We start from the raw sequence: 17,065 nt of genomic DNA, 5'->3' as shown, positions 1-17,065 counted from the left end.
TCAGAGTTGATCAGGCTGCCATGTTTTTGTTTTGACATCATATTTATACTGAACTTTATTTATATAGGTTGATTGGAAAGAGGTGTGTTTGCCTTCTTTGATCAGATGGAAGCAATTACGTATATTGCTATAAGTTTCATGTGTGCCAACATCACCATCGTACTGTGAACCCATGATACATACTTTTGAATCTTTCAATGAGTAAGTGTAACTAGGCTTTTTGATGATATTGTCTTTATCATCGTCCCAGCCAGTAAACTGATAAGTGAGTGGATATGCAAGACCTGTTCGAGTGTCTAATGCCACCATTTAATAGAATATATTGATAATTAAAATTTGCTTTTGATGTTTTTAAAGCATGTCGATATTGGGCAATATTTGTTTTTGAGCAAAAGTTTCCATTAAAAAGATCGGATTGACAGTCGGATGCTTTTTGAACCGACCCATTCGTTTGCGCATAGATTGCGGTAGTTGAAATCAGAAAATAGGCTTATAAATATTTTATTGAACATTGTTGTCATCGTTTTAGTTGTTTTAAGAATAAGAAAAGACGCTATCAATAGTTGTGAATTGATAGCGAAATTGTACGGGATTATAGGATTTTTAACTGCTGCGACCCAATCCAGTGCTTGGAAAACTGATACGCGGCACGTCCCGAACGTTGACCGCGTGCCTGACACCAGCGCAAGGCTTCGGCTCGGGTTTCCGGGGTCAATTCCATCTCAGCCTTTTTAAGATAATGCTCTACAATTTCCAGATATAAATTCTGATCCATTGGATAAAAAGACAGCCATAAGCCGAAACGGTCAGATAGCGAAATCTTCTCTTCAATTGCTTCCTGAGGATGTAGCTCAGTATATTGCGGAACATCGACCCGGGTGACAGGCGTATTTTCATGCATAAATTCTGGCAGTAAATGGCGGCGGTTACTGGTCGCATAAATCACAAAATTACTCGAACCCGATTGCAATGAACCATCTAATACACTTTTTAAACTGCGATAATTTTCATCTTCTGCATTAAAGGCCAGATCATCACAATAGACAATAAACTTTTCAGGACGGTCTGCAATCAGTTTTTGAATTTCCGGAAGTTCTGACAAGTCATCGCGTTCAATCTCAATCAGGCGTAAACCTTGCGCTGCGTATTCGGTCAGCAGGGCACGAACGATAGAGGATTTACCGGTGCCACGCGAACCAGTCAGCAAGACATCATTGGCAGGCAAGCCATTTAAGAACTGCAAAGTATTCTGGATGACTTTTTCTTTTTGTCGCTCAATCCCTTTTAAATCGGCCAGTTCCATCTGTCTAAGCTGATGAATGGGCTTGAGTTCACCCTGTTGCCATTTATAGGCATGTGCAGAAAAATCAGGAGCATGTTTCAGCTCGGGCAGGCTTTGCTGAAGTTGCAGCAGAACAGTCGAAAGGGTATTCAAGATATTGTCAGGTAACTCAATTTTCGCCATGATCTCAGCATTACAGATTTAAAATTATGTCTAGGATACTATCACCCTAAAATTCACAGTCAAAGCCTGAAAAGTGTGATAATTTGCTTAAAGCAGAGAATTTTCGCTATTGTTGTTATGAACAGATCGGTGCATATTTTCTACGCAGTGCAAGATGAATGAAAAATACAATATAGGGAAGAAGGCAGATGCTGTTTAAAGATTTTACTCAGGACATTAATCCACATCAGGCCTATCGTATTAAAAAACTCAAGCAGCAGCTGCAACAAGCTGAGTCCTATGAGGAATGGAAATATATTGCGCTAAAAATAGATGAAGAATCCGGGGCGCAAGAATGGAAATTCGACAATAGTTCTCCCTATTTTGATGCAGAAGTTATTGCGCATCGTTTGGGTAAATTAAGACGCTATAGACAACAGAAACGTACCCACGACCTGATGTATATTCTGCGCGAAGGTCTAAGTTACGATATCGCCAATATTGCCCATCCTTTATTGTTCACCGAAGCCTATGTCGGCACCAAAAGAATTATTGAAGATTATGTGGAGCAGGTTAGTCAGGGGCTGGCACATATCGCTTCAACAGACTGTAGCTGCTTAAATATGGAAGAAAAAATTGAATTTTTTAAAGGCTGTCAGCGTGCTTATGGTCAGCCAGCCTTGATGTTTTCCGGTGGCTCGACCTTGGGTCTGTTTCATACCGGCGTTTGTAAGGCTCTGATGGAGCAGGATTTATTGCCAAAGGTCATGTCAGGTTCTAGTGCAGGTGCCATCATGACGGCAATGTTGGGTGTATCCAAACCCTCGCAGTATGTCGATCTTTTGAAGGGGCATAATTTTTTTCATGAGGCTTTTCATTTCCGAACCATGAGTGAATTGCTGAAAGGCAATGGAGGTCTGGCAGATGTCAAATACCTGAAAAAATTTCTGGTCGAAAATTTAGGCGATCTGACCTTTGAAGAAGCACTCAAAACCTCAGGTCTGCATATCAATATTGCTGTTGCCCCCTATGATTCGGCGCAGGATGCCCGTATTTTAAATGCCTATACTTCTCCGGATGTGCTGGTCTGGAGTGCGGTATTGGCCTCTTGTGCAGTCCCTATTCTGTTTCCGCCAGTACGCCTGACCAGTAAGCGTTATGATGGTGAATATACCCCTTATATGGGAGCAACACGTTGGGTCGATGGCAGTGTACGCAGTGATTTCCCGCAGGAAAAAATGGCCCGGTTATACAATATCAATTACACCATTGCCAGCCAGGTCAATCCGCATATCGTGCCATTTATGCAAGATGATGTCGCACGTTTCCGCAAAGGTACCTTAAGCTGGCCACAACGGATTGTACGCCGTCAGGGTGCGGTGATTACCAAAGGAATGATGGATTTTGCCCGGGAACATGCCGGAAGCTTGCCACCTGTACGCCGCATACTCGATCACGGCTATGGGGTGGTCGATCAGCGTTATTATGGCGATGTGAATATTGTCGGTAAATATAGCCTGCGCCACTATAGCTATATGCTGCAAAATCCACGGCCCTATCTCTTTAAAATCTTGCAGCGCGAAGGCGAACGGGCCACTTGGCCAAAAATTTCCTTAATCGAGACTCAGGAACGGGTGGGGAAAACTATTCAGCATTGTCTGGAACTGCTAAATTATCAATATACTGCTGATCCAAAGCCTGAATATATTGCAACCACTTAATTTAGATCATCTTGATACTTTCGATTTTCAACCAAGAACCAAAACCCGCAGTCTGGGTTTTGGCCGACGCCTGTATTATGCTGCGGGTCAGCCCGCATTCTGGCTAAAAACTCAAGTGTCGACTAAATCTGACAGCTCAATATCATCTCCGCATGCAGAGCTGGGCTGGCAGCAGGAGCTGAATTTTTATCAAACGCATAGCCGTTCGAGTGATCTGAACTTTTTCCTTCCCCATCAAATTATTCAACAGCCATTCACCATTCAACATGAACAATTTGAACAGGCTTTGATTCTGGTCGATGCACCAGCACATTTTCAGATCATGCCAGATCAACTTTCTGTAACGCAGATTCGACAACATTTGCTGCAAGCGGTAGAACCTTTACTCTGCCTGCAACAGCTGGGCTATTTACATGCGGATTTAAAGCGGGAGCATTTTGTTGATGCTCAGGGCAGGGTATGTCTGCTTGATTTTGAACAAGTGCAAGCTCTGGATCAGAAAGTGGATGAGCTGAATGCCACACCACGTTATATGGCACCGGAATTATTCCAAGGAAAAGCCAAAAGCTTGCAGAGCGAAGTTTATGCTTTGGGCGTGATTTTTTATGAATGGCTGAGTGGACAGCGCTTGCAGGCAACTGACTATCTGGATTGGGCGTTTTTACATTGTCAGCGCCTAAAAGTTGAGTTGCCTGAACAAATTCAGATTTTTGAAAAGTTGTTAGCGCTGATGCTAGGCAAGCAAAAACAGCATCGGTTGGCAGATTTTAAAGCGGTTAAACACTACTTAGTGACTGAAATCGAATGAGAAAAATACAATAAAATCGGGATTGTTTCTTATTTAATCAAACGAGTGTTTTTTTCTTATAAACGGCTTGTCAGCTGGAAATGATCTCTATAATATACACAGCCATTGGGGACGTGGCGAAATTGGTAGACGCACTGGATTTAGGTTCCAGCGCCGCGAGGTGTGAGAGTTCGAGTCTCTCCGTCCCCACCATCATATTAAAGCAAGGCTGATGCCTTGCTTTTTTATTGCCTGAAATTTATTTAATCAAGATAAAAAGAAAAGTCCGTCGAAACGGACTAAAGATTGGAGAATAGAGTTGCTGAATCAGTGGAATAATTTATTTATTTTTCTGATTGAAAATAACCTGAATCAGGCTTTTAAATGATCTTCAAATTCCTCACCCAGCTGGATCGCGAGTGCATTGCCGGCCAGATCACAGGTGACCAGACCGTATTCTTTTTTGAAACTGAAACTGAAACCACGATCATCAGCCAGGGTGCGTACGGAATATCCTAATTTTTCTAACCATAGTCGAAATGCAATCAGATTTTTAGCTTTAACCACTTTTTTCACGAGATCACTCCTTCATCATTGTTCTATCTTAAATAAGGGTGAGAAATTTTGTTTTAAAGGGCAAATTCCCATATTTAATTAATTTAATCTAATTTGAATGTTTAGTGAACATCGTATGCTCGCTAAAGAAGCAGTTTATGACTTAAGTAAATGATTTTTATCATATTGAATAGGTTGTAACTAAATATTAAGTTTTTATAGCATGTAAATAAACTTAATTATACTTTAATTTCAAAGGCTTATTTTGCTATTGATCTAAATTTGAACTTTATCAACGCCATAAAATGTAAGAATAAGGGAATGCCGAAGCATCGGCATATTAAGCTTGCATTGATTATTTAATCGGATCATTAGCAGCTGCTGGTTTTCTGAGCTATCGTTTGAGATGCATGCCCTATACTATCAAAAATGTAATTCTTGAATTAAATACGATTGCCATGACTGAACTGACGATTGAACACAATGTGAATCAGAAAATTGAATGGATGCAGCAACAGGGCTTAGATCCGGTTGCTGTGATGCTGGGACATGAGGACTGGTTGAATTTTACAGTGCAATCGAAAGTAGCCTATACGCCGTTTGGTAGTGCACGTCGTTATCAACCGGCCTTAGCTGGTTTGCTGCTGGTACGTGTTGACGAAATGCAGGCAGTGCGTGTCGTCACTCAAGACGAACTGGATGCTTATGCGCAAAGTCACCAGATTCTTTAACATGGATCTTTAACTCTAGAACTGATCTTTCAGGGTTCTCAAGCGCTGAAACTCTTCCACACTATCCGCACGCAGGAAAGGATTGGTTTGTAATTCATCTTCAATGCTACTTGGCAGCGTACACTGGCCTAACATACGCAAGCGTTCGATATGCTCGAAGCGTTCCAGAATTGCCTGATTGTCCGGTTCGACGTGTTTGGCAAACTGGGCATTCGACAGGGTATATTCATGCGTGCAATAGACCTGCGTACGCGGCGGTAAGGCTGCCAGACGTGACAGTGAATGATACATCTGTGAATAAGTACCTTCAAAAACCCGGCCACAGCCCATGGCAAATAAAGTATCGCCACAGAACAGCACATCAATCGCATCAATGAAGTAAACGATATGGCCTAATGTATGGCCTGGTACTGCGATCACTTGAACATCTGCCCCATGAAAGCTGAACTGTTCTTCATGCTCAAGTGGATGCGTGATAAACGGAATTTTACTGAGTTCTGCACGCGGGCCATAAACAGGCAGATTTTGTCCCTGAATTAAGCCGGGCACACCGCCAATATGGTCTTTATGCCAGTGCGTTAACCAGATTTGACTTAAGATTAAACCGTGTTCGGCACAATAATCTTGCACCAATCCTGCTTCGGTCGGGTCAATGACTACGACCTGATGAGAAGCCGTATGTTCCAGCAACCAGATATAATTTTGCAGCGAGTTCTGGACATCAATACAGTGAATTTTAAAAGGCATCATAGCGCATCAGACCAAATGAAGATTGAGAATAAAGTAGCATAATTTCAGATGCTCTGGGCTTGCAGATATTATCTGCTCATCCGGGATAATTTTTGTTTATGTCCCATTTAAAAAATCATAAGTCCGAATCATCAACGCTTACCGCCTTGCCAATGCTATAAAATTGTACACCAGTCACATGATGAGTACTTTTCCATTCTTCACTCACTACATGATAATGCCAGTGACTGTCGCGGAAGACTGATCATCGGCATAGGCCGCAATCAGCTTGCCAATAAACAGATCATGCATTTGCTGGTTATGCGGCCCGGGAATCAGCTCGCAGAGTATTTATGCAGCACAGCCTTGCCCAGAGAAATATCAAAACCAGAGAATTTAAATAACCTTAGGCCAGATGGTGCCAATTTTTCAGGTACATCATGCAGGCTCAGCCTACCTAGCCGATAGGATTTTTCTAGGAGAATACTTTGAAGATGGGGGTTGGTCATACCGCATCATTCACTATATTGATGTATTTAAGTGGCTAGATTAGTTAGATTATTAGCATATTCAAGTTCACTCTTGCAAAAAAGCTTTTAAACTAGAGATTACTATATTCAGGACTTCAGAAAATGAAAATGTACCAGGTCGATGCGTTTACCACGGAACTGTTTAAAGGAAATCCAGCTGCAGTGATTGTGCTGGAGGACTGGCTCGAAGATGGCCTGATGCAAAATATCGCCTTGGAAAATAATCTGTCTGAAACAGCTTTTGTGAAAATAATTGATGCAGAAAATTATGCCATTCGCTGGTTTACCCCGACCAAGGAGGTGGATTTTTGTGGTCATGCAACCTTGGCCAGCAGCTTTGTATTATTCAATCAATTTGGTACGGCAAAAACGATCCAGTTTCATGTGAAAGATCTGGGGATCTTTGTGGTTGATCAGGATACAGATGGCAAGATCAGAATGAACTTTCCAATTCGCCGCGCAGTAGCCGTCACAGAATATCCTGAAGCCTTAAGACAGGCATTGAGCAAACCGTTTAAGCAGGTTTATCTGAATGCACAAGGTTATATTGTCGAATATGAGTCAGTACAGGATGTGCTAGATGAATCACCTGATTTTGAATTATTAAAACAATTAAATGGCAAGCGTACCGCGATTACTGCTCAGAATAGCTTTTTAGATGTCGCGATTACCTCGCAAGATACACAATATGATTGTATTTCACGTTATTTTGCACCGAGTAACGGAATCAATGAAGACCCGGTCACAGGGTCTATTCACACCGGAATTGCGCCACTTTGGGCAGACAAACTGGGTAAAAATGAACTGGTCGCTTATCAGGCATCAGCGCGCGGTGGTGTACTTTATTGTGCCTTGCAAGATCAGGAACGAATTGAAATTTCGGGTTATGGCAAATTATATATGCAGGCTGAACTTTATCTTTAATCTCTGATTACATAGATATGCATGTCGTCAGGCAAGGCGGCATGTTATTTTAATGATTCAATTTAGAAAAGACTATTCAGAATAAGAATCATTCTCTAAAATGAGCGCGAATAAAAATTTACATTTAAAATCTGGATGAATAATGTTGGTACGTTATAAGAATTTAAGCTTGGCGATTTTGTTGTCGGGTTGTAGTGCGCTGAGTTTTGCACAACCTGTTTTGGTGAAAACTGAACAGAATGTGGAGGAGTATCGTCTTGATAATGGTTTACGAATTATCCTGGCACCGAATGATAAAGAAAATAAAATTTTTATGAATACGGTGTATTTGACCGGTTCACTGAATGATCCTAAAGGAAAAGGTGGTCTGGCGCATCTGCTGGAACACTTGGCTTTTAAAGGCACTAAAAATGTCAAAGGTGATGAATTTCAGCGTCGGCTCGATCAATATACCTTAATGACCAATGCCAGTACCGATTATTATTCAACCAAATATACCAATGTCATTCGTCCTGAAAAAACGGCGCTAAGTGAAGTAATTTTCCTTGAAGCCGAGCGTATGGATCAGCTGGTTCTTCAGGAAAAATATGTACCGACCGAAATTGATATTGTAAAGCGCGAACGCGAAATTCGTCTGGATCAGCCATTTTCAGTACTCATGGATCAGGTGTTTAAGTCGGCTTATGGCAATCAGTATTTGGGCCGTTTACCGATTGGTGATCTGAATGAGCTGCAATCCATCAATATGCAGGAATTGAACCAGTTTTACCGGAGCTGGTATGCACCGAATAATGCCTTTATGGTGATTTCAGGCAAGTTTGATAAGGCAGAAGTATTAAAGCAGATTGATAGCCATTTCAGTCCGATTCAATCGCGAAGTGTACCGGCGCAAGTGAAAGTTCCGGCTTTAAAACCTGAGCAGATTCAACAGCGTGAATTTACTGTGCAAAAGGGCAGTGATCTGGCCAAATTCAATATTTACCTGAATGGCCCGGATGAAAAGATCAAGACTGCTTTGGCTGTTTCACCGACGCTCTATACCTTGCAACCGAGCGGGCATTTATATCAGAGCATGGTGGAAAGTGGAAAGTCGACCATGGTGCAATCTAGCACCTGGTTAGATAAAGACTTTAATCTGGTGTTTATGGGCGCGATCTATGCACCCAATCATCAGCCAAAAACTGTGGAACAAAGTTTGATTCAAGGCGTAGAGCAAAGCCAGCCATTTACCGAGGCCGAATTAAACCGAGTTAAAAATCTGACCCGCAATCAGGCTGATAATATTAAAAATAGCGCGACTGCTTTAGGTTCACGTTTAAGTGATTATGCCGTGGCTTATTCGGGTGACTGGAGCCAGTATTTTAAAGATCTGAATGCGATTGAAAACCTGAATGTGAGTCAGGTTAATCAGGTCTATAAAGGCTTTCTAAAACCTGAATATCGTATTTCTGGCAATATCCTGCCAACACCGGAAGATCAGAAAAAAGCGCAGGAAGTGACACAGACGGAAGCACCGAAAAAAACACTGGACCAACAGGCTGAGACAGAAGAGCCTTTAAAGGATGTCAGTGTTTATCAGGCGGAAGTGAAGCAGTATGTAGCGCAATCCAAGCAGTATTTATCTGCCAAGGACAAGCAGATTCAGCGTGGTAAGTTAAAAAATGGCATTAAATACGCGCTATTCCCAACCAATATTCGCGATGACAAGGTGTATGCCACAATTTCTCTGGATTTTGGGACTGCGCAAAGCCTGATGAATAAAGGCGAGATTCTGGATCTGACCGCGTATTTAATGCTGCGCTCATCGGAAAGCCAGAGCTTGCAGCAGATTGCTGACAAAATTATCGAAGTAGGCGGTTCAGCGACTGCCAGCCCATCGAGTAATGGCCTGAACATACAGATCAGTGCCAAAAAAGAGAAGTTTGCAGAGTTTTTCCAATATGTGGTTGATGTACTAAAAAACCCTGCATTTGAGCAAAGCCAGTTTGATTTGATCAAGGGTCAGACCTTATCCAGTCTGGATCGTCCTTATACTGAGCCAGATACAGTGTCGAGCCTGACTATGGCGCGAACCATTGAAGTTTATCAACCCGGTGACATTCGTTTCCATTTTGAACCTGAACTGGCCACCAGGCAGTTTAAAGCAGCCACTCGTGAGCAAGTGGTCGCTTTGTATCAGCAATTCTTTAAAACGCATCATGCACACATTGCAGTGACTGGGGAATTTCAGCCAAAATCTATACAGAAAATGCTGAAAAATAGTTTCGCGGACTGGAAAGCGGTACAGCCTTATGAACGCCTGAAATCAGAATATCGAAGCTATCCAGCCCAAAAAATTCATGCCTTGTCTGAACAACGTGAGTTCGGTAGTTATCAGGCATTGCTGACCTTCCCGGTGGGGGCAGACCATGCAGATGTACCTGCTTTACAAGTCTTCCGTCATATTCTGGGTGACTCTCAACTGTCTTCCCGTTTGGCTCAGGAATTACGTGAAAAAAATGCGCTGGTCTACGGTTTTAGTGCCCATGTTCAGTTTAATGAATGGGCCGATTCAGGTGCTTTGGCACTGGGTGCCAATTATACCGCAGGTAAATCTGCACAGGTTTCTCAAACGGTGCATCAGGTACTCAATGAGCTGTTAACAAGTGGTGTAACTGAACAGGAAGTGGAAGCGGCCAAAGCCAGCATTTTGAAAAAACGTGTCAATGCACTGGAAGATGATCGCCGTATTCACAGTATGTTGGTTCCTCAACTGGAAAAAGATCGTAAGCTGATTTACCGTGAAAAACGTGATCAGGCGATTGCCCAACTGACAAAAGCCGACATTGATGCCGTGATTAAAAAATACATCAAGCTGGATCAGTTGGTCGAAGTGATGGCCGATCAATATGGGAAAGAAATCAAAAAATCATAGAATTGATCTACATTAAAAAAAGTCCTCCTCTAATAGGGGGACTTTTTACTTCTCATTGTTATTAGAAGCTCTAATTTAAGTTGCTTTTCTGGTAAGCAGGATTCTACTTAAAACGCCAGATAGCACAGCACTGGGTAAGCTCCACCAGAAAGTGGCCAAAAGAAACAGGAAAATCCCAGCTGATACTAATATTGCTCCAACAGCGATATCTTTCTTAAAAGCGAAGTGAATAATATGTTGGTAATAATATGATGCGATTAAACTAGAAAAGATTGCTCAGCAAGTATAGAAAAGCCTATCTGACCCAGGACTCGTGATTATTTCCTTCCAGAGCATATGTATTTTCCTTCTTTCTTTAAAAATCCAGACGCTTCTTATAATTTATAAAATGCTTTGGCATTCTCATAAAAAACTGGCTTTAACGCGTTTTCATCATAGTCCTGCACAATATCGCTAAAAGCATCAATGATATTCACGAGTGAGCTGCTGACACTGTCCATTGGAAAGTTGGAGGCAAACATCAGGCGTTCAGAACCAAAGCAATCTAAGGTATGCTGAATCAGGGGAGCTGCACGTTCCAATAATTCCTGTTTAGTTGCCAGCCGTTTCTGCTGATGAAAATCATGACCCAGCACCGGCATAAACAGGCCAGACATTTTAGTCGATACATTTCTGCACTCGGACAGTTCAGCCAGTTGATCTTGCCAACTTGAAAATATCTGGGCACGATCTTGTTCGGTCTTGCCTGTAGCTTTGCCCACCTTGCCAAATAAGCCGGCAGGCGTACCGAGGTGATCTAGTACGATGGGTGTGTCCGGAAAGGCTTTGGCCAGTGCAGTCACATTCGCAATCTGGCTCGAATAGACCCAGGCATCAAAACTTAAGTCTTGCTGGGCCAGTTCTTCAAAGCCCTTCAGGAAATCTTTATTGCGATAGAGATGCGGCTCATCGGTCCAGGCATGAATCCCTTTGTCTGGATGTACCGCAGCCATTTTACGGATGCCGCGAAATTTTGGAGAAGCTTCGCGATGCAATTGAATCAATTGCTTAAAGTTTTTCTGCCGCGGATCCGCCGTAGCGACAATGCCACCGAGCTGGATATTATGCTGATCAAAAGGAAGTCCGGCCACAAAACGGGTTTCATCAACCACGCCTGTACCTTTCTGATCATGCCAGCTGGCTTCAACATGCACAATTTGTTCGACTTCATAATGCCCTAGATCTTTGTTGTAGTTCGCAGGCAGATAAGGGGCGGTCAGATGCTCGGTCAGGCCAATGGTCTCAATCACATCTTTAGGTTTGAGCAGCCGCACCATTTTGTCCAGTAATTTAGGATATTTGCCAAACAGTTTTACGGCAAATGCTGCCGCGTGTGGGGTGTTGTACGGATCCCATTGGTGAATATGTGGGTCAATGATCGGGAAGGGAAGTTGCTGCATGCTATGCCTTGTTTTAGTGTATTTATTATTCAATTTATATGGGGCTAAAATCAGTTCGAAGTCAAGATGATAAATTAAGGCAAATAAAAAAGCCCCGCGGGGCTTTTCATATTTTAATCAATGATCGTGCTTGTGATCATGGTTATGCTTGTTGGCATGAAACTCTTCATTGTGACGGAAACGTAAATAGTTTTCGAACTGTTCACAGTATTCATCATAGTTATCTTCCAGCATCATTTGGAATTGCTGCATAATATAAGACATCACCTGATCTTTGGCATCGCGCATTTCGTTGCCATCTTTAAAGTTATTCGCTGCCACCCAGGTATTGAAACGGGCAGTACCAAATAACATGGCTGCACTGACTTGACCGCGCTTATCACTCGGTTTTTCCTGCGAGCCTTTTTCTACGCGACAAAACTCGTTGGCTTGTTGAATAAATTCATCAGCACGTTCAAAGAATGCCGCATTTAACGCTTCTTCTTCGGTTACATCGGTTGCTTCAATCTTTTGAACCATGAATTTTTCCTGACCATCATAAAATCTTAATGGCTAATTATAGGCAAAGCCTTGCAGAAACTAAACCTTTGCCTTAATCTAAAAATAGCCTAAGCATATAAAAGTGAATGCCATGCAGGATGCGATTGCGGTACAAAGTCTGAAAAGTGATATTGCCTTATTGCGCCAGAATATCTGGCCACCGGCAAATCTGGCCAATGTCGAAGGTCTGCCGATTTATTATGGAACCAAATCGCAGGTCGAAGAATATTACACCCAGTGGCTTGGTCTGATTGAAAGGGCGCAGGATCTGTTCCAACCTTTCATGGACGATGAAACCCTAGATGCTATCCATCTTCCCAGTCATTTAAACTTGCCGCTGTTTTATTTTCATGTTGACCGAATCAGGCTAAATAAAACCCGGGCCAAAGAATCTAAAACTTTTCGTGGTGTGGCCAGCCTGATTGAAAAATGCGGGCAGTTTGAACCCGAACAGATCGCAGCCATGCGACACTGGCTCGACAGTGACGATACCGCGGCTTTGGTGGCACACCGCGAATTTGTAGACTTACGTACTTATGTGTTTCAGCATGGTCAAAGTGAATATACACGTACCCGTTTTTATGTGAATGGTATCGTGCTGAGTGTCGAGCCACATTTTGAGCTGATCGATGCCCGTGATAAACCACGTAAGCAACGCAGTGATAGTTATAATGACCCTCTGGCCGATAATAATACCTGGAAAGTGTTTGGTAAATATCGCTAGCCCGGTTTTTACCAGAAGGGTTTGGTATTTTCAGCAAACTGTTGTAAACGCTCGGCTGCTTCACTCGACAAACGCTGCTGTTCCGCGCTTATCCAACCCAGCACAAACCAGGCTTTACTATTTTGCTTGACATACGGTCTAAACAGTTCGTCTGCCACAAACAGGTCGTTATAATGCCCCAAGCTTTCCTGTAAGGGTTTTAGGGCTTTCAGATAAGTTTTCACATCCTTTTCAGGAAATAAGCTCTGTAAAAATTCTACGTTATAGCGCAAGCGTTTCACCCGTTTACGCGTGCGATGCCGCGATTCAATATCCAGTTCCTGATAGTTTTCGGTATCCTGACAAATTTGCTGATGTAACTTGCTCAAACCTTTACACAAAATTTTATGCGAAGATTTGGCTTTGCTATGCGTTTTTTCCTGACTAAAGCTGAGTAGTTGCAGTATCAAGTCCACTGTAGCTGAATGTCTGAACAGCGCGCTAATATCTGGCTGTTTTTGTCGGTGTGGTGGTAATTTTAATAAGGGTGAGCCGGCTTTTTCCAGTTGCGGAATCAGACTTTCTGCAAGGGCATCGCGATCTCGGGTAGAACCCAGTTGCTGAAAAATATCTCGCAGCTGTTCCGGCCATTCTGGCCGTACATGTTCAGTCACAGACTGAAAAATTTTAAAGGCACTGCGTAAGCGCCGGATCGCGACACGTACCTGATGCACATGATCGCTGTTATAATGATTAGCGGCAATCGCAGTTGCATTCGGAAAAAGATGAGCCAGACAGTTGGCTACGATTTTCTTTAAAATAGTAGCAATCTGATCTTTCTGCTCAAGTTCTAATGGCAGCTGATGCTGCACAGGCAGACTTTCTTCACCCTGTAATAGGGCATAACCGCGTTCCGATTTACTCCGCGTATCCAGCCATAAATCATAACGTTGAATCCATGGCCGAATGAAATCAATCAATTCGCTCAATTGACCGGATTTTAGCTCAAATTCGACTTCATAAATATCAATGGCTTGATCCTTATGGCGAATTTCCCCTACATCAAAGGCAATCTCAATCTGGCTATTTTGATGTGTTTCGGTCAGCACATAACGCGCGACATCTGTTTCAAATTGCAGAATAAGCGGTATATCCAAATCGCCAAGCGCCTGTTTCAGAATCTTTTTTGCCGGTTTGTGTTTGCGATATAACTGAAAATCACAGCTTTCAGGTGGGCTTTTTAATGTATGTTCAAGTTCAAAACGTTCAAATTGCTGCTCAGTAGGTGATTTCAGGGTTTGTACCCATTGCTGGTCTTCTAGACGTTGTCGCAAGGCGATTTGATGTTGTTGGAGTTGTTGTGCTTCAGTATCGAAGTAACGCGCACATAAACGATGCCGAGTCGGCTGAAGCTTCTGGAAGTCCTGTTCAAATTGTGCACGTGACTGTGACGGAATCTGGAATTTAAGCTCTATTTCTGCCATCGGGTCATTCCTTCTCGATGTAGGTTATACAGATCAATATAGCTCAAAGATTAGCCACAGTGTGATGTGCTTCTGCAACAAAAAAAGCACGCCGTAGAGGGAGCGTGCTTTGAAATGTTCTTAAAGATATTTATTTGAGGAATTTACGGCTCACCAGGAACTGTTCTGTCGCCTCAAGCAGTTTCTGGGCATAGACTTCCTGTTTAGCAGTCAGCCAGCCTAATACAAACCAGTCACTCGCTTCCAGTTCAGTTTGCTGAATATACACTGCCGAAGAGGCCAAGGTTTGATATTCACCGGCTGCAAGTTGTGCATCATTCAGCGCTTTGCTGTACTTCTGCAAGTTTTTGACGTCATAGATTGTGGTTAAAATCGGGAAGCTGAATTTGAGTTCCTGAATCCGGCTTGCCAATTGATCCAGACTTTCAAAATTGTTAATTTCAGTCTGGTTCATCTGTTCTTGCAGCACTTTATACTGTTGTTGCAGCGTGGTTTGTGCAGCAGTTTTTAAATCCAGAGCAGCATGTTCATCTTCAGTTAAACTAAAAGTCAATAACTCCAGATAATGATGCACATTTTGCGTTGATTTGACTAGATTGCCCAGTTTTTCCTGAGCATACAGAATATCTTTACTCAGATTTTCCGCAGTGGTCGGATTTTGCAGGAAGCTGGCCAAGCTGTTTTGCATATGCTGCAAATGTTGTAAATGCTCGAACTGCTGCTTAAAGGCAGCCATTTGATGTGCCCATTTGTCCGAAAGCTGCGGATGCCAGTCTTTAAACAGCAGCAAAGTGAGATATAGCTGATCCAGTGCCAGTTGAGCCTGCTGAATATGTTCCTGCTGTGCAACCTGAGCTGAAATCGCGGCGATATTTGGCAATAAATGTTGCATCTGCTGCGCAATCAGACTGCATAGGGTTTTACCAGCGCTGTCTTTTTTACTGATCTGGAACTCTTTGGCGAAGGTGGCCGGGCTCACGCGTTGTGAGGTGGCCAATAAATTACCAATTTCTGCCTTGCTGCGTACATCGAGCCAGAGCTGATATTTCTTGACCCATTCAAAACTGAATGCCAATAAATTGTGTATCAACCCACTTTTTAGCTCAAACTCGACTTCATGTACCTCTTGTTCAGCATTTCGGGTACGGATCTGCCCAATATCCAGACTGACTTCGATTTGTGTGTCTTGGTATTCAATTACACGCAAGGTGCGGGCAATATCGGTTTCGAATTGCAGTTGTAGCTGATCAGACTGATTGCCGAGCGCATGGCTCAGAATCGCCTGTGCTTCTGGGAACTGGGTATAAATACTTAAATCCAGTTCAGGAGATTCAGTTAATTCCCCCAGATCATGATTATGTTCAAAGCGTTCAATATGGCTTTTACCGGCAGCTTTCAGGGTTTGCACCCAGCGCGTACCTTCCAGACGCTGACGTAGTGCTACCCCGTGCTGGGCCAGTTGACGGTCGGCAGTATCATAATATTTGGCTTGAAGCTGGATCTGTTGAGACTTTTTCGGATCAAGTGCCTTGAGCAGCGCAGTGCGTCGTGCCGCAGGAATCTGGAACTTGAGTTCAACTTCAACCATAATGATTTTCCTATCTGTTTAGTACACGCCAGCATGTACTGATATTTTTCGCTTTAATGAGATGCTGAAAATTCGGCGGGCAATCGCCGCAATTATATTTTTAGATGTATGCGTGGCAGATTGTAACCAAAATCAAAATGCATGTAAGACTTGACCTGCATATAAAAATATTGAACAGGAATTTAAATATTGGCTTTGAGCTGTTAATAGGGTTGCAAAGCGAGAGGAATTGCGGCTTTGCTTGGAAAATATCTAAGAATATTCGAGCAAATCAAGAGACTGTTAATTGGCCAAAATATACGCTAAGGTAAAAGAAAACATCAGGACGATGAGAAATGAATGTACAAGTACAGCCAGAGAATACCCATGTGATCGCGCATCAACCCCAGATGCCGATTGGCAATTATCATGAGTTTTACCGCTTTTATTTGACCGAACACCGGCATATGGTCAGTCGCCGTTTACATGTCGCAGGTAGCAGTATCGGCCTATATTGTTTTACTCAAGCCATTCGTCAAGGCAAACCGCGATATTTTGCTTATGGTTTGCTTTCAGGCTATGCCTGTGCCTGGATTGGCCATTTTATCTTTGAACGCAATAAACCGGCCAGTTTTAAACAGCCGGTGTATAGCTTTATTTCGGACTGGCGTATGTTTGCGGATGTCCTGCGTGGTCGTCTCAGTCTGCTTGATCGCAAATACGATAAGATTTCAAGTTAAAATCAGGTAACTTTCATCGGATTGTGTGGCTAGGGAACATGATCTTTCGATAAAAGACTTGCAAGTCGCCATTTATTATTCTATTAATTGTGTTATTGCTTATTCAGTTTGATGGAATTTGATCAAAAGTTATAGTTTACTGAATAAAACAGTTTTCCAAGCCTGGAGCGACCTTCTCCGGGCTTTTTTTATATCTCTATTTTTTAAATAAATTTACTGACTTCGTTGCCATTATTGCGTAAATATTTATAGAACAA

General features: G+C 42.6%; 14 protein-coding genes, 1 tRNA gene and 1 pseudogene. 8 read left to right on the top strand and 8 right to left on the bottom strand.

What is annotated here, in order from left to right:
* Positions 1–592: 592 nt before the first annotated feature.
* A complete protein-coding gene (locus GVV58_RS02100) occupies positions 593–1,465 on the bottom strand; it encodes an ATP-binding protein (protein WP_159515900.1) in 873 nt (290 codons plus the stop codon).
* A 188-nt stretch (positions 1,466–1,653) separates the two neighbouring features.
* Here GVV58_RS02100 and GVV58_RS02095 point away from each other — a divergent pair, with 188 nt between their 5' ends.
* The 3 genes from GVV58_RS02095 to GVV58_RS02085 all read left to right on the top strand — a co-directional run bounded on the left by GVV58_RS02095 (position 1,654) and on the right by GVV58_RS02085 (position 4,165).
* Positions 1,654–3,165, top strand: a complete 1,512-nt coding sequence (locus GVV58_RS02095) for a DUF3336 domain-containing protein (protein WP_005171529.1) — start codon at positions 1,654–1,656, stop codon at positions 3,163–3,165.
* Positions 3,152–3,973: a protein kinase gene (locus GVV58_RS02090; RefSeq protein ID WP_159515899.1), complete on the top strand. Its 822-nt coding sequence runs from the start codon at positions 3,152–3,154 to the stop codon at positions 3,971–3,973. The genes GVV58_RS02095 and GVV58_RS02090 overlap by 14 nt, the downstream gene beginning before the upstream one ends.
* A gap of 107 nt (positions 3,974–4,080) precedes the next feature.
* Positions 4,081–4,165: transfer RNA gene (locus GVV58_RS02085), tRNA-Leu, on the top strand.
* Between the two features lie 159 nt (positions 4,166–4,324).
* On the opposite strand, the gene GVV58_RS02080 is transcribed toward GVV58_RS02085, so the two are convergent.
* Positions 4,325–4,528: a hypothetical protein gene (locus GVV58_RS02080; protein ID WP_005096596.1), complete on the bottom strand. Its 204-nt coding sequence runs from the start codon at positions 4,526–4,528 to the stop codon at positions 4,325–4,327.
* Between the two features lie 437 nt (positions 4,529–4,965).
* On the opposite strand from GVV58_RS02080, the gene GVV58_RS02075 reads away from it, so the two are divergent.
* On the top strand, positions 4,966–5,238 hold the full coding sequence (locus GVV58_RS02075) for a hypothetical protein (protein WP_074383176.1): 273 nt from the start codon (positions 4,966–4,968) through the stop codon (positions 5,236–5,238).
* Positions 5,239–5,253: 15 nt separating this feature from the next.
* Here the strand turns inward: GVV58_RS02075 and gloB are convergent, their stop codons facing one another.
* Both gloB and GVV58_RS15750 read right to left on the bottom strand, forming a co-directional pair.
* Positions 5,254–5,988, bottom strand: coding sequence for a hydroxyacylglutathione hydrolase (gloB, locus tag GVV58_RS02070; RefSeq protein ID WP_100329732.1), 735 nt, complete (start codon positions 5,986–5,988; stop codon positions 5,254–5,256).
* Positions 5,989–6,103: 115 nt separating this feature from the next.
* Positions 6,104–6,434: pseudogene (locus tag GVV58_RS15750) on the bottom strand (flavin reductase); the annotation flags it as partial.
* Positions 6,435–6,599: 165 nt separating this feature from the next.
* Between GVV58_RS15750 and GVV58_RS02065 the strand changes: the two are divergent.
* Together GVV58_RS02065 and GVV58_RS02060 are read left to right on the top strand one after the other, a co-directional pair.
* Complete coding sequence (locus GVV58_RS02065) at positions 6,600–7,421, top strand: PhzF family phenazine biosynthesis protein (protein WP_100329731.1); 822 nt, start codon at positions 6,600–6,602, stop codon at positions 7,419–7,421.
* 142 nt (positions 7,422–7,563) lie between these two features.
* A complete protein-coding gene (locus GVV58_RS02060; protein WP_159515898.1) occupies positions 7,564–10,335 on the top strand; it encodes a pitrilysin family protein in 2,772 nt (923 codons plus the stop codon).
* A 374-nt stretch (positions 10,336–10,709) separates the two neighbouring features.
* On the opposite strand, the gene GVV58_RS02055 is transcribed toward GVV58_RS02060, so the two are convergent.
* On the bottom strand, positions 10,710–11,774 hold the full coding sequence (locus GVV58_RS02055) for an amidohydrolase family protein (protein ID WP_159515897.1): 1,065 nt from the start codon (positions 11,772–11,774) through the stop codon (positions 10,710–10,712).
* A gap of 117 nt (positions 11,775–11,891) precedes the next feature.
* On the bottom strand, positions 11,892–12,293 hold the full coding sequence (locus GVV58_RS02050; protein ID WP_005096603.1) for a DUF3144 domain-containing protein: 402 nt from the start codon (positions 12,291–12,293) through the stop codon (positions 11,892–11,894).
* Between the two features lie 112 nt (positions 12,294–12,405).
* Between GVV58_RS02050 and GVV58_RS02045 the strand changes: the two genes are divergently transcribed.
* Positions 12,406–13,038 (top strand): hypothetical protein, encoded by a 633-nt coding sequence (locus GVV58_RS02045; protein WP_005096604.1) that lies wholly within the window; start codon positions 12,406–12,408, stop codon positions 13,036–13,038.
* An 8-nt stretch (positions 13,039–13,046) separates the two neighbouring features.
* On the opposite strand, the gene GVV58_RS02040 is transcribed toward GVV58_RS02045, so the two are convergent.
* Together GVV58_RS02040 and GVV58_RS02035 are read right to left on the bottom strand one after the other, a co-directional pair.
* Positions 13,047–14,501, bottom strand: coding sequence for a CYTH and CHAD domain-containing protein (locus tag GVV58_RS02040; protein WP_159515896.1), 1,455 nt, complete (start codon positions 14,499–14,501; stop codon positions 13,047–13,049).
* A gap of 130 nt (positions 14,502–14,631) precedes the next feature.
* A complete protein-coding gene (locus GVV58_RS02035) occupies positions 14,632–16,089 on the bottom strand; it encodes a CYTH domain-containing protein (protein WP_100329727.1) in 1,458 nt (485 codons plus the stop codon).
* A 335-nt stretch (positions 16,090–16,424) separates the two neighbouring features.
* Here GVV58_RS02035 and GVV58_RS02030 point away from each other — a divergent pair, with 335 nt between their 5' ends.
* Positions 16,425–16,808: a DUF962 domain-containing protein gene (locus tag GVV58_RS02030; RefSeq protein WP_005171513.1), complete on the top strand. Its 384-nt coding sequence runs from the start codon at positions 16,425–16,427 to the stop codon at positions 16,806–16,808.
* The last annotated feature ends 257 nt before the right edge of the window (positions 16,809–17,065 follow it).

The organism is Acinetobacter sp. 18QD2AZ41W (genome assembly GCF_009829025.1).
In the GTDB taxonomy this organism is placed as follows: domain Bacteria; phylum Pseudomonadota; class Gammaproteobacteria; order Pseudomonadales; family Moraxellaceae; genus Acinetobacter; species Acinetobacter pseudolwoffii.
The sequence above is the reverse complement of the archived record's forward strand: the minus strand, read 5'-3'. Positions and strand labels throughout refer to the sequence as shown.